Annotated in this window: 11 protein-coding genes; 2 read left to right on the forward strand and 9 right to left on the reverse strand. The window is 43.5% G+C overall.

What is annotated here, in order from left to right; genetic code table 11:
* Positions 1 to 149 precede the first annotated feature (149 nt).
* The 8 genes from FD12_RS02340 to FD12_RS02375 all read right to left on the reverse strand — a co-directional run bounded on the left by FD12_RS02340 (position 150) and on the right by FD12_RS02375 (position 9,276).
* A complete protein-coding gene (locus tag FD12_RS02340) occupies positions 150 to 731 on the reverse strand; it encodes a uracil-DNA glycosylase family protein (RefSeq protein WP_056981472.1) in 582 nt (193 codons plus the stop codon).
* A gap of 149 nt (positions 732 to 880) precedes the next feature.
* Positions 881 to 2,278 (reverse strand): Na+/H+ antiporter NhaC family protein, encoded by a 1,398-nt coding sequence (locus tag FD12_RS02345; RefSeq protein WP_056981474.1) that lies wholly within the window; start codon positions 2,276 to 2,278, stop codon positions 881 to 883.
* Between the two features lie 106 nt (positions 2,279 to 2,384).
* Complete coding sequence (tyrP, locus tag FD12_RS02350) at positions 2,385 to 3,806, reverse strand: tyrosine-tyramine antiporter (protein ID WP_054749000.1); 1,422 nt, start codon at positions 3,804 to 3,806, stop codon at positions 2,385 to 2,387.
* A gap of 49 nt (positions 3,807 to 3,855) precedes the next feature.
* The gene (gene tdc, locus FD12_RS02355; protein WP_054749002.1) at positions 3,856 to 5,727 is read right to left on the reverse strand and encodes a tyrosine decarboxylase; all 1,872 of its coding nucleotides are present in this window, start codon (positions 5,725 to 5,727) and stop codon (positions 3,856 to 3,858) included.
* 215 nt (positions 5,728 to 5,942) lie between these two features.
* Complete coding sequence (gene tyrS, locus FD12_RS02360) at positions 5,943 to 7,199, reverse strand: tyrosine--tRNA ligase (RefSeq protein ID WP_056981476.1); 1,257 nt, start codon at positions 7,197 to 7,199, stop codon at positions 5,943 to 5,945.
* Positions 7,200 to 7,399: 200 nt separating this feature from the next.
* Positions 7,400 to 7,633 carry a helix-turn-helix domain-containing protein gene (locus FD12_RS02365; RefSeq protein ID WP_082622142.1) on the reverse strand — a complete coding sequence of 78 codons (234 nt, stop codon included), beginning with the start codon at positions 7,631 to 7,633 and terminating at the stop codon, positions 7,400 to 7,402.
* 49 nt (positions 7,634 to 7,682) lie between these two features.
* Entirely contained in the window at positions 7,683 to 7,928 is a 246-nt protein-coding gene (locus FD12_RS02370; RefSeq protein ID WP_054748998.1) for a hypothetical protein, read from the reverse strand.
* A 676-nt stretch (positions 7,929 to 8,604) separates the two neighbouring features.
* Positions 8,605 to 9,276 (reverse strand): hypothetical protein, encoded by a 672-nt coding sequence (locus tag FD12_RS02375; protein ID WP_056981478.1) that lies wholly within the window; start codon positions 9,274 to 9,276, stop codon positions 8,605 to 8,607.
* 212 nt (positions 9,277 to 9,488) lie between these two features.
* Between FD12_RS02375 and FD12_RS02380 the strand changes: the two genes are divergently transcribed.
* The gene (locus FD12_RS02380; protein WP_082622143.1) at positions 9,489 to 10,223 is read left to right on the forward strand and encodes a glucose 1-dehydrogenase; all 735 of its coding nucleotides are present in this window, start codon (positions 9,489 to 9,491) and stop codon (positions 10,221 to 10,223) included.
* Between the two features lie 108 nt (positions 10,224 to 10,331).
* Here FD12_RS02380 and cobT read toward each other — a convergent pair whose 3' ends face one another.
* Positions 10,332 to 11,378, reverse strand: coding sequence for a nicotinate-nucleotide--dimethylbenzimidazole phosphoribosyltransferase (gene cobT / locus FD12_RS02385; RefSeq protein ID WP_225427360.1), 1,047 nt, complete (start codon positions 11,376 to 11,378; stop codon positions 10,332 to 10,334).
* A 260-nt stretch (positions 11,379 to 11,638) separates the two neighbouring features.
* Between cobT and FD12_RS02390 the strand changes: the two genes are divergently transcribed.
* Positions 11,639 to 13,033, forward strand: coding sequence for an FAD-binding oxidoreductase (locus tag FD12_RS02390; RefSeq protein ID WP_056981481.1), 1,395 nt, complete (start codon positions 11,639 to 11,641; stop codon positions 13,031 to 13,033).
* Positions 13,034 to 13,173: the final 140 nt, after the last annotated feature.

A 13,173-nucleotide genomic window follows, 5' to 3' on the forward strand; every position in this document is an offset into this window, starting at 1 on the left:
TTTTTTGCAAAAGTATACCAAAACTCAATTTAGATCTCAAACAGTTTCTAAGTAAATTATTATCCCTCAGTTCAAGATTCCAACGGATTTTCTTTGACGAGAGTTGGCATTATTAATATTAGTTAACCTAGTGAATAAATAAATTACTATTAACATAAATAATTTTGAATTCTCTCCCTCAACTCCCCCACCACCTCATCCCCAAACCAAGCATTCCGCTTCAACCACCCATAATTCAATGGTGAGGGATGTACCAGCGGGAAATATTCTGGCAAATAATCTTCAAAGTGGCGGACCGTTTCGGTGACATTCTTCTGGCAGCGGTCACCCAGGTAATATTTCTGGGCGTATTGGCCGATTAACAACTTAATTTTTACTTTTGGCATGAGCTGCAGGAGCGGTTCATGCCATTTTTCTGCGAAACCTTTGCGAGGCGGCAAATCGCCGTGTTTCCCCTTGCCTGGGTAATAAAAATCTAGTGGCAAGATGCCAATCTTGCCAGAATGATAAAATTGATCCTTCGTGACGCCCATCCAAGCTCGCAGGCGATCACCGCTTGGGTCATTCCAAAACGTCATGGATTCTTGGGCTTTTCTGCTTGGTGCCTGACTAATGATCAGGATTTCAGCATCCGGCTCAATATGATAAAGTGGCAAAATTCCTTGACTGGTTAATTCCCGGTTCTGAGGATCATTTTGAATCGCTTTAAAAATTTCGTCTGCCGTTTGCATGCCTATTTTCATTCCCTTTCGCTGCGCTTTCATAACGGAACAATCCAACTTTTCTTCTATAATAAGTATCCTAATTATAACGCACGGAACCCGCCGACTTTGAAAATAAAAAATCCCCCGCTTATCACGAAGGATTACCCAACCGGGCACTATGCATGGAGCACATTCTGTCGACATTTCCAGGCCACCACCGTAAATCCTAATATCAGCGTCAGCAAAGGATTCAAATACGAATAAAAAGCATAGCCGACGTACTCAAATGGATTCACGCCCAAAGTCGCCGCGCAAAACACACCACTAACGCCCCACGGAACCAACGAATTAATATCCGCACCCCCGGTGGCCAGCGTTCGTGATAAATATTTTCGATCAATCCCCTGGGCATCATAGGTACTCTTGAAAGTTTCTCCGGGTAAAATGATCGACAGGTATTGTTCCCCAACCAAAAAATTAACCCCCACGCTCCCCACTAAAGTTGCTAAAATTAAGCGTCCCGGGGTTCCGATTAACCCCGTCATGCTTTCAATCAGCGTTTTGATAATGCCAAATTTGATCAGCAGGCCACCCAACGATAGTGCAACGATAATCAAAGACACCGAACTCAACATATTGACAATCCCGCCGCCACTCATCAACCGATTGATCAGGGCGCTACCACCATGCACTTGATTACCATTCATCAGCAGATCCCCCAGTTGAGTCAATGTAAATGAATGATCTTCAATGAAAACGAATGCCAAGGCAGCAATTGAACTCACCAACAAGGTCGGAATGGCCGGCACTTTTCGCCATGCCAGAATGAGAAGAAGCACAATTGGGATGAGTGGAATCCAAGAAATTTGGTAATTGGCGGCTAATTCGGTCTTAATCACCTCGATTGAATTCAAGTGAGCTGTTGAATTCCGACTACCAATGATTACCAACAAGGCCACCGTTGCAGCAGCGGCAGGCAGACAAGTCGCTGCCATATTTTTCAAATGCGCGTACAAATTAACTTTGGCAATTCCAGTCGTTAAATTCGAAGTATCAGAAAGTGGTGACATGTTATTGCCAAAGAATGGGCCGGAAACAATCGTTCCTGCTGTCATTGCCGCCGGGAATCCCAGCACATGGCCAATCCCCATAAAGGCAATCCCCACAGTTGAAACGGTTGTAAACGCACTTCCCACCGTCACACCAATCAATCCACAAACAATAAAGACCATTGGCAAAAACAATTTGACTGAAAGCATGTCAAAGCCGATAAACATCATCGTCGCAATAGTGTTTGATTTCAGCCAACTGGCGACCAAAATCCCAATCATCAGAAAAATTAAGATGGGAATAATTCCTGGGGTCACCCCTTCCACCACCCCTTGGAAAATGTCATCCCAAGAAATCTTTTTGAGCCGTCCATAAAACATCAACAGCGTGAATACCAACAGAATCGGAATCTGTGGCGCCAGGTTAAATTTAATAATTAGCGTTCCCAGCGTACCAAACATCACCGCCATCACTAACAAACTTTCTACCAAAGAAAAGTTTCCTACTCTTTGAGACTGTTTCATCCCGAATACCTTCTTTCAGAAAAAGGACCTGCGACAAAACAAAGTGTTTTGTAACAAGTCCTTGAATTATAAATGTACTGTCTAATGTATCTCGTATTAATGTTGTTTAGTTCATCGTCTGAAGATCAGCCTGCACTTGTGACATCCATTCCGTGTTCTTATGACTATCAATATAGAGTGGAATAATGAACAGAATTGCGGTAATCGATAGCACAAAGACTGCCTGAAGAATATCTGTGGTTAACAGAGTTGCCGCAATAATTACCGTGATTCCAAAAATCAAAAGAAAGGCGACAAAGTAAGCAACCCCATTTCCGTGAGTTCCCAGTCGATAAGGTCGTTCCAAATCAGGTTCGGCGCGACGTAACTTAATCAAGGTGATTGCAATCAAAATATAAACTAATGCGTAGATCACCGTCGTCGCATTGGTTAGGGTCAGGAACACGCCATTAACGTCTTTCATAACGCCATAAAGCAAGGCAAACATTGAGATGCAAATGCTCTGCGTTAAGACCACGTTGCGAGAAACACCGTACTTATTGACTTTATGGTAGCCGAAACTAGCTGGTAATTCCCCACTCCGGGCTACTTGGGTCATCGTTTTAGATGGGCCGGTTACCCAGGCTGATAACTGAATCAACACCCCAATCACCACCATGAAGCTAAAGATATTGGCGATAATGGTTGGCCAGCCTAAAATTTGGCACCAAAGCACGATTGGCTGAGTGATATTTGATAGTTGCATTTTGCCGTTTGGAACGGTATTGGCAACCAACATAGCATTTAACACATTCATCAGTACCAAACCAATCAACGCAATGAAAATTCCCCGAGTATAAGTTTTTTTAGCATTGTGTAATCTTGGAATAAAGACTGATGAAATTTCAATCCCCGTGTAAACAAATGAAATTGCTGCAAAATACTTCAAAGTTGATAAATTACTTAAGCTTGGCAGCAGTTTACCCATTGAGAAACTGCCCAGGTAACCAGCGGGATTGACCCCGGTTTTGATTAAAGCGGCGATTCCCATGATCAACATAATGATAATTGGAATGTAAACGCCCAACCAGACGCCAATGTTACCGCCGACTTTGGCCATATCAAACTTCAAATTTAAGATCGTGATAATCCAGTAAAAGCCCAAGATGTTGGCAAAAATGAACCAATGATTATTGCCCAGGGCGACGTTACCAAACGCATTGCCCCACAGTGGCCCAATTGTGGAAGCCACCATCACCATTCCTGGAAACATTTGCACCCACAGCAGCCAGGCGGTTACAAATCCCCACCGTTCTCCGAGGGCCGTTTTAACCCAAAGTTGTGGGCCCCCGTCAGCTTGGAGCATGGTTCCCAGCTCGCCGGAAATTAATGCCACGGGTAGGGCGAAGAAAACCACCGCAAAAATCATATAGGTGATTTGTGCCCAGCCGGCCGCCGCAACGGATGGAATCGAGCGGACCGTTGCACAAAGCGCCATTGTCATCCCGATAAAGGTTCCCAGACCAAGTTTTACCCCTTGTTTATCCATAAAAATCCCTTCTATTCCCTAAAATAAGTTATTCGGTGCTGACCAAAAATTATGATAATTGTTTTGCGCGAACCCCTTCAAAGATGTTTTCAAGGTCCTTTTTCATGGCTAATTTAATTTTTGGCACGAAGTAATAGAAGTTATCTTCTTTATTCATATATGGGGTCAGGACAGCGGCCCGAATAACGGTAATTTTGCCTTGTTGGTTCCAGTCAGCTTCAGAAACACCGAGGCTCTTCACAAATTCGAGGGGGCTGTTTCCATAATCTGGAATCGCAAAATCGGTGTGGGAAACGATATATTCCTTACTGTATAAGGTGTCCTTAACGTATGAGGCTTCCTCATAGAAAGCATGATTGAGCTTGTTCATATCAGCCAAACTATCGTTACCTTTTTCCTTAAGAACGTAATCAACCATATTAAAGTCTGGGTTCACCAGTGGATGAACTTCGATGGTTCGCTCGCCAATCTTAAAGTGAAGGTCTTTCAGGAAATCATAATATCGATGGGATCCTTCTACCGATGCCCCTTGTAATTTACCGTAACCACTGGCATTCAAAGGCAATACGTGATGAGCCGTCCAAACAGATGCCGCGGTTGCCCCAGCCTTTGATCCTTCCAAAATATAGGCACCAAGTAGTGCTGGGATATCGGCGCCTTTTTCAAACACATAAGTCGCAAAATAGGAAATCACATCTCGCATTTGAATGTTTTTAATCACGATGCCACCAGCAGAATATGGCACATAGCCCATCTTGTGTGGATCGATCGTAATGGATTCAACCTGATCAAAGGCTTTGTAAGCTTCATAGACATCCCGCTTAATATATTGCTTGTTTTCAGTAAATACGCCATATTTTTGGTGAAGCTCTGGTAATTGATCGTATGGCACAAATTCATTGTTTTCATCCAAAAAGATCGTTCTGAAATAACCACCGTAAGCAGCATCAACGTGAATGTAGAAATAAATGCCTGCATTAGCCAGCTTATTTCGTAGAGCGACAATCTTATCAATCTGGTCAACCGCGCCTTCTTCAGTCGAGCCAGCCACCCCAACAACTCCTAGGATTGGAATCTCTTTTGAAGCTAAATCGGTAATAATGCTTTCCAGGGAGTTAATATCCATCCGGAAATCATTATCAAGCGGCACCGGAACAACTTGGTCAAGCCCAATCCCAATAATATCGGCAGCCTTCATCCAAGAATAATGCTTGGTTTGAGGGACTAACCACTTACCTAATTTCTGCAGGTTTTGACCACTGCGAGCTGATCGTTCTTTAATTTCGTCCAGGCGATTTCCTGATTTGACCAGGGCCTTCATAATCTGCTCCGTAGACATGTTCAATAATTCCCACTCAGACATCCCCGCAACCAGTTCTGGCATCACTTCCTTTATCGCCAATGGCAGTGACTTGATGTTGCGCGCATACCAGAGGCCTTCCAAATTGGCTAAAGAACCGTCGGCCACAATATGCCCCCAGCCATTCCGATAGCCCATCATGCCGGCAAAATCATGGCCAACTTCTTCTTCCATCTGCGAAGTTGCGGGTGAAGATTCATAAGCCACGTTATTGCCGTTCCACATCATGGCGTAGTTATAAGCCAACATGGCTGGCATCAAGGTTTCTGAATTCATATGCCCCCAGTAACGACCCGCCGAGTGCCACGGGACTGATTCCGTTCTGATTCGTTGAGACAACTCATCCAAGACACTTTCCATGTGGTTCACGGTGTTTTCAAACGCTGGTGAATCCTGTTCCTCGTGGGAAATCATATTTTTGTCTTGTGGCATGTAGTTCTGCCGCCAACCAATATGTTCATCCACCAACTTCGTTAATAAGCGCTTGTAAAGATCGCCGTTCTCGGCCTTATCCCCAATAAAGAGCGCATTTAAGTTCAAATCTGCCGTTTCTTTCGTCATCATTCATACCCCTCCATTTGCATCATTTGCAATTGCATTGTCAGAATACGCTTTCAAAAAGAAACTGTAAAGGGTATTTAGTTGTCTAAACCGGTTCTTAATTTTCACGAAAAAGTTTCAAAATTTTCTTGACAACGTCTACACGCATCAAAAAAGGATAACCGATATCGGTTATCCTTTTGTTCAAATTATTTTCTAATTAAATTTTTAGTTATTTAATTTTGAACATGAGCCAGGAAGTATTTCTTCTTCCCTCGGCGCACAATCACAAACTTGCCATCAAATTTATCACTCGGATCAACTTGCTCACTCACATCTGTCACCCGGGTGCCGTTGATGGTAATGGCCCCATTGGTAACGTCTTCTCTGGCCTGCCGCTTGGAAGGCTCAATTTTGGTAGCCACCAACAAACTGATCACGTCAGTTGGGGTGGCTGAAATTTCCACGCTCGGGGCTTTCCCAAACGCGTCCTGCACTTCAGTCACGCTCAATAAATCAACGTCGCCTGAAAACAGAATTTTAGAAATCTTCTGAGCGACTTTTAACGCTTCCTCGCCATGCACAAACCGCGTTACTTCTTCAGCTAACCGTCTTTGAGCCAACCGATCTTCGGGATGGGCATGCAGACTTTTTTCAATTTCTCCGATCTCAGCTTGATCGAGGAACGTGAAGTATTTGAGGTATTTCACAACGTCGCGATCATCTTGATTCAGCCAAAATTGGTAGAATTCATACGGCGATGTTTTCTTAGCATCCAACCAAATCGCGCCGCCAGCGGTCTTGCCAAATTTGGTCCCGTCAGCTTTGAGCATCAGCGGGATGGTCAGCCCATAGACTTCAGTTTCGGCGCCCTCAACTTTGTGAATGAGATCAATTCCACTGGTGATGTTGCCCCACTGGTCGGCGCCGCCAATTTGGAGTTGGACGTTATATTTTCGATGAAGAGTCAAAAAGTCAACCGATTGCAGGATCTGGTAAGCGAATTCGGTAAACGAAATCCCGACATCCAGCCGGCTGGCAACAATATCCTTCGCCAGCATCGTGTTGATATTAAATAATTTACCGTAATCCCGCAAGAAATCCAGCAATGAAATTTTGGAGAGCCAGTCATAATTATTCACGAATGAAATCTGGGCGGCACCGCCAAACAGCTTCTGCATCTGGGCCGACAGAGCTGCCACGTTGTGTTGAACTTTCTCCATGGTCTGCAGTTGGCGTTCCGACTTGCGGCCGCTGGGATCACCAATGCTGCCAGTGGCTCCACCAATCAAAATGTAAGGATGATGGCCAGCCAACTCAAAGCGTTTCATCATCATGAACGGAATTAAATGGCCGATGTGCATGCTGTCACCGGTTGGATCAACCCCGCAATACAAGGAAATTGATTGATTATTCACCAACTTTTTCAAGCCCTCGGCGTCAGTTTGTTGGTTAACTGCCCCTCGCCAAGTCAGTTCATCGATAATATTCATTATTCACTACCTCCAAATGTTAAGATTGGTACCAAAATCCTTCACAAACATAAATAGCGAGGTTAACAATGTCAACCAAATCTGGATGGCAGCTAATCACCTAATTTTCACATGTTCTCATTTTATAAAGATGTATTTTCAGAAATTTGCCATTATTTTAACCCAAAAGAAAAAGCCGGTTCTCTTCGCTTTTCAGAGAACTAGCTCACTTGTTTTCGTGCTGCAATCTTCTTTGCTTCTGCCTCAGTGACGCCGGTCACCATTTCCATTCCCCGCCGAGTTACGACAAGTTGTTTACCGAACTTCCTGATGCTGCCCCTTGGAAATTTCCACGGGGTCTTACGATACATTTGTCGAACATAGTCGTCGGCCTTATTCCAACGTTTAGCGGCCTCAGATGATGACATAATATCGGGATCGTCTAAATCGATCATTCCAATCGCCCCCATTCAGTCTTGAAAACCCATTCCCAGTACTCACTTCCTATTCGAAGTTGTTATCTGCGCCTTTTTCAATGACTGCTGCGATTTGGTTGGCCAATTTGTGTAGGCCAACGAGTAATGATACGATCATGACCAGAATAATCATCCCTGACGCCAGCGTCACGTTTGCCCAATTGGCCGTGAGTAAAATAATGACCAACGGAATGACAAATAACAATTGGAGTCCGCTTCGTAACGCCTTAGGCTGGTGGACGACCTGTCGTAACTTCATTACTAATCGATTCATTGGGGTGCCTCCTTTCAATCATTTTCATCAACTTTAATTCCTCTGCTTAGCTCACGATAGTATGCCCGCACGCTGCACAAGTAACTGTCCCATCGTTGTGTTTGATAAATTCGATATCATTACATTCTGGGCAATGAATCGTTGTATCCGTTGATTTCATCGTATTTGACTCCTCTCATGAATTGGTTTCCGACTTGCAGCATTTTCTATTTCTAACAACATCAAAAAGGGCGTTCCTCCGTTAAATTAATAACGAAGGGACGCCCTTTTACGCGGTACCACCCTAGTTCAGGGTATCACCATACCCTGCTCTTAAGCTTCAAATATCGATGAAGTCACCGCGTACCTGGTCTTTGTAGTTCATCATACCGTCCTGCATAGTTCGCACCGACCACTATTTCTCTTAACTCCGAAACGGCATATTACTCATTTAAAAACCTATACGATTGATGTTGTTCATAGATTAACATGCAAAAATTAGAATTTCAAGCGTTTCAATCTTTTTCGTTTAAAAAACTTTTAATTTAAAATAATTTGATTTTAGGTGGGAAAACCGGTCCATTAATCTCCCCAATGACCTGAATTGACTCAAGGAATCCAAGAGGTCGATGAATTTCTATTCAATCCCGCCTGTATGCACTTAGTTAATCATGCAATTCATTATCATCACAACCAACTAACTCAACCAAGAATCATACCAAAATTTTTTCTTGGTAATGATTTCTTGAACGGTTTTGACCAACGGTTGTTCCAACAGATAAAACGGATTATTAGCGACATTCTGGTGAAAAATACTAATTAATTGGCTTAGCTCATTTTTATCAGTAATCAGCCATTTCAAAGCATCTAATTGTTCGTAAATGGTGATCAAACTAATTGCGGCTTGTTCAATGTGCGGTGTTGCCATTTGCTGCTTAAGGTAGGTGGTTACCTGTGTTCTAGCCGCAGTCGTTGGTAAGTAAATGGTATGGGTATCCAGATTAGTTTTAACCGAAGTTTTTTCAACCAACTCAGCTTGTAGCAGCTCGCCACCGACACCATCATAGATTTCATTGGCGATATCCCAACTGGTAATTAAATCCAAGGCATCGTTGAGTTTGTTGCCCTTTTGAATTTCATCACGAATTCGGGAGTTTAAGCCGTCCAAATACTTTGGCAGTCTGTCAAACATGGGTTGGTTTTGAATCGTTAATTGATCGTTTCCAATGTTCAAGATTTGTTGATCAACCAAATCCAAAACAGATGCCAGAACAAAGTAAGCCTGATTTGTAAATCGCGTCCGTAACATAGGTTTCTTGCCAATTCGTTCGGTTAGTAGTAAATAATTTTTTGCAGTGGTTAATTGCATGACGGCAACCTCCTGAGGGGAAATGTATAGATACTTCCGATTAATAAGTAGGAATATGATACCACCATTCTTTAAACCACTCAAAATAATCACGCAAATAAAAAGTTCGTTTGCTTGTAACCGGTTTCATATGGGCTTACTCTAACCTCGTTGATCGGTAACCACTGCTTTTTAACCGTTTTGTTCCATTTAACCATAAGGAGGAAACCATCATGGATCGTTTACAAGGGAAAGTCGCAATTATTACTGGCGGTGCAGGCACGCTTGGTGCTGAAGACGCAAAAATGTTCATTGATGAAGGTGCGGATGTTATTATTGCCGATATGAATGAAGAACTGGGAACCAAGGTCGCCTCTGATTTGGGGGACCATGCCGTATTTTCTTTGTTAAATGTTACCGATGAAGCTAATTGGGACGCGATATTCCAATTTGCTAAAGAAAAATTTGGCCCCGTCAATGTGCTGGTAAACAATGCAGGAATTGGAGATAAACCAAGTTATATAAAAGATGTGGACATTGATGTGTGGAATAAAGTATTAGCCGTCAATCTGACAGGTACACTTATTGGAATAAAATACGCAATGAAATATATGAAACAGACTGGTGGCTCAATTATCAATATTTCTTCAATCATTGGAAATATCGGTTTGGCTCGAGCAGCTGCTTATTCCGCATCAAAAGCCGGCGTGAGAGAAATTACTAAAACGGCTGCAATCGAAGCTGCAGAACTTGACTATCCAATTCGGGTAAATTCAGTCCACCCAGGTTGGGTTGATACAGGAATTGTCCCAGACGTCATGAAACAAATTGCAATCAGCAAAACTCCTCTAAAACACATGGGTTCTCCTGAGGATGTTGGTAATATCCTGGTTTATCTAGCTTCAGATGAATCAAAATTTGCCACTGGCGCTGAATTCATCGTGGATGGTGGTGTTCTGGCACAATAGGAACGGTTTAGAATATGTTTCACGTGAAACATCAAAAAAATAAAAGGGATTCCAAAGTTTATCAATGTTTAGAAACTTTGGAATCCCTTTTTTGTTCATCGTTAATATTTACTTCGTAAAGAACACGTCCAAGTCTTCCAGCGTATTCATATTCTTCAATACGGATTGCATCGCGTCAATTAAGGACAGCACCAGGACAGCGCCACTTCCTTCACCAACTGCCATGTTTAACTCTAGCAATGGATCCAAGTCATATCGTTGCATCACCAATTGAGTTCCACGTTCTTTGGATGCATGGGAAGCGATGATGTGCTGGCTGATTCCAGGATACAACCCATCCGCAATCGTCAGTGCCGCCTCAGAGATAAAGCCATCCATGATGATTGGAACCCCATTTTCGGCTGCGCAGATCATGGCGCCCACTTTACCGCCAATTTCAAACCCACCAACTTTACTAAGGACATCAATTGGATCGGTCGCGTCCGGCTGCCATTTACTAATTGCTTCCTCGATCACGTCGATCTTGTGCAACATCCGCTTATCAGAAATGTTGGACCCCCGACCAACGACGTTTGCTACCGGTTCGTTCAACATCACGGAAATAATTGCCGAAGAAATGGTGGTGTTGGCAATTCCCAACTCACCAATCGCTAATATCTGGTTACCATCATCGATCGCCTGTTGGGCAACGTCATGGCCAATCTGAATGCTCTCTTCCGCCTCTTCTCGAGTCATCGCTGGGCCATCCAGGATATCCGTCGTCCCTTTGCGTATCTTTCGATCCAACACCTTGGGATCATTCAAATCAGCATCAATGCCAATATCAACCACTTGCACGGCACAATGGTTGGCGATTGCCATTGCGGCCACCGTTGTGTGCCCCGCCATCATATTTTGAGCTTGAAGCGCGGTTACATTTCGGGGGGTTGCCGAAACGCCTTCCCGTTCAACGCCGTGATCAGCCGCAAATACCAAACACATCCGTTTCTGCGTCTTAAGGTCAACGGTCCCTTCAATTCCGGCCAGTTTAACGGCTAACCCTTCCAACTTTCCTAACCCACCAATGGGTTTACATTTATGATTCAATTTATTTTGCATTTCACTTTTTGCAGCTTCTGAAATGGGCTTTAACCCGGTTCGTTTTTCTAACATCATTCAGCACCTCACTGTAAGGATATCGTCTGGTTCTATCCATCAATTTGAAGCTAATATACCATCAAAACCAGGTCATAATCTTGCTAATATGATCCTATTTTCTTGTGAAGAGAATTGTCACCGGAACAAAATAATCTTATTGCAGAAAAATTGTGGTAATATTTTGTCCACTTGAATGACCAAAGTCGAAATTCTGGTAATCGCTTTCATTCCGACTATCATTAATACAGAACATGAATAAAGTGGAGGTGTTTGTGATCATGAATCGATTTATTGCTTATTCAAACGACGAAATTATACGGGACTTAAAAAATAACGTCCCAACCGGTAAAGTAAATACGAATCAGGATTTTCTTCAGCAAGCGGAAAACGACCAATATGGGGTGAAATTAGCGGATGGCCTGCCGTTAGCGTTAATTGAAGCCAAGACCGTTAAAGACATTCAAGGGGTATTAAAAACGGCCAGAAAATTTCACATTCCAGTTGTCCCTCGAACCACTGCAACCAGTACCGTCTCCGGTTCAGATGCCATCGCCAACAGCTTTATTCTTTCAACTGCTAAGATGAACCACATCAAGGAAATTAACCGCGCTGACCAAGTTGCCGTGGTTGAACCCGGCGTCATCAATCAGGACTTAGATGATGAGGCCCGCAAGTTTGGGTTATTCTATGCCCCAGATCCTGGTTCCAAAAAGATCTCATCGGTCGGCGGCAACGCTTCAACCAACGCTGGCGGAATGAGCACCGTGCGTTATGGTGCTACTAAAGATTCCGTTCTTGGATTGAAAGTCGTTTTAGCAGACGGCCGCGAAATCAAAGTGGGCACCCGCACTCTGAAACAAGCATTTGGCTATAATTTAACCCAGCTGTTTGTTGGGTCGGAAGGCACCTTAGGGATTATCACCGAAGTTACCGTTCGCTTATTCCCAATTCCATTGGGCGATTCCATTACGGGGTTAGCATTTTTCAAAGACATGAAGACTTTGTCAACGGCGGTCACCGAAATTCGTGGCTCCGGCGCCTACCCTTCCATGCTGGAAGCTTTGGACGCTGACACCGTTAAGGCCTTGGACAAATATGAAGGCACCCACTATTCAGATAATGCGGGCGCGATGCTAATCCTGCGATTGGATAGTAGTAATGATGACATGTTGAACACAACTAAGGAGATCTTGGCTAAACGCGGCGGTCAGAATTTACATTTGACCACCGATCCAAAAGAAGCCGCCCAGATCACCAAATTACGGCAAGACATGCTGCCAGCCGTCTTTGCCAATGGCCAACACGTCATGGAAGATATGGCCGTACCGTTATCCAAATTAGCGGAGATGATGGACTACATCAAGAAAGTCGCCGATCAACTCCACCTTGAAATTTATACCGCTGGTCACGCCGGGGATGGTAACGTTCATCCAACCATCATCTGGTCAAAAGATATTGATGGCATCCCCGATGAGGTTCAAAAAGCGCTCCAACTGATGTTTAGAAAAGCCCTCAAACTTGGTGGCACCATTTCAGGTGAACACGCAGTCGGCATGCTCAAGAATCAATGGAACAATGAAGAGCTCGGCGACGATGTGGATATGATTCAACACCAGATTAAGGCTTTGTTTGACCCAATGAATATCTTGAATCCAAAGCGAAAGATTAACTAATAATTGAAGTCAGATTCATTTGAAAGATTGGGACGAAAGGCGATTTGATCCCAGAATTTAAGTCAAAAAAGTAATGCATTCTGGTTGAAGTGAACCCCAATAGTTGGAGATAATATTTAATAATTTTCAGGCACATAACT

The organism is Lentilactobacillus rapi DSM 19907 = JCM 15042 (assembly GCF_001436255.1).
GTDB classification, from domain to species: Bacteria; Bacillota; Bacilli; order Lactobacillales; family Lactobacillaceae; genus Lentilactobacillus; species Lentilactobacillus rapi.

Bases quoted from the DNA above. Each gene is read 5' to 3' on its own strand.
- FD12_RS02345 (WP_056981474.1), bottom strand. From the start codon at position 2,278: ATGAAACAGTCTCAAAGAGTAGGAAACTTTTCTTTGGTAGAAAGTTTG.
- FD12_RS02375 (WP_056981478.1), bottom strand. From the start codon at position 9,276: ATGCAATTAACCACTGCAAAAAATTATTTACTACTAACCGAACGAATT.
- FD12_RS02365 (WP_082622142.1), bottom strand. From the start codon at position 7,633: ATGATCGATTTAGACGATCCCGATATTATGTCATCATCTGAGGCCGCT.
- FD12_RS02370 (WP_054748998.1), bottom strand. From the start codon at position 7,928: ATGAATCGATTAGTAATGAAGTTACGACAGGTCGTCCACCAGCCTAAG.
- cobT (WP_225427360.1), bottom strand. From the start codon at position 11,378: ATGATGTTAGAAAAACGAACCGGGTTAAAGCCCATTTCAGAAGCTGCA.
- FD12_RS02340 (WP_056981472.1), bottom strand. From the start codon at position 731: ATGCAAACGGCAGACGAAATTTTTAAAGCGATTCAAAATGATCCTCAG.
- tdc (WP_054749002.1), bottom strand. From the start codon at position 5,727: ATGACGAAAGAAACGGCAGATTTGAACTTAAATGCGCTCTTTATTGGG.
- tyrP (WP_054749000.1), bottom strand. From the start codon at position 3,806: ATGGATAAACAAGGGGTAAAACTTGGTCTGGGAACCTTTATCGGGATG.
- tyrS (WP_056981476.1), bottom strand. From the start codon at position 7,199: ATGAATATTATCGATGAACTGACTTGGCGAGGGGCAGTTAACCAACAA.
- FD12_RS02380 (WP_082622143.1), top strand. From the start codon at position 9,489: ATGGATCGTTTACAAGGGAAAGTCGCAATTATTACTGGCGGTGCAGGC.
- FD12_RS02390 (WP_056981481.1), top strand. From the start codon at position 11,639: ATGAATCGATTTATTGCTTATTCAAACGACGAAATTATACGGGACTTA.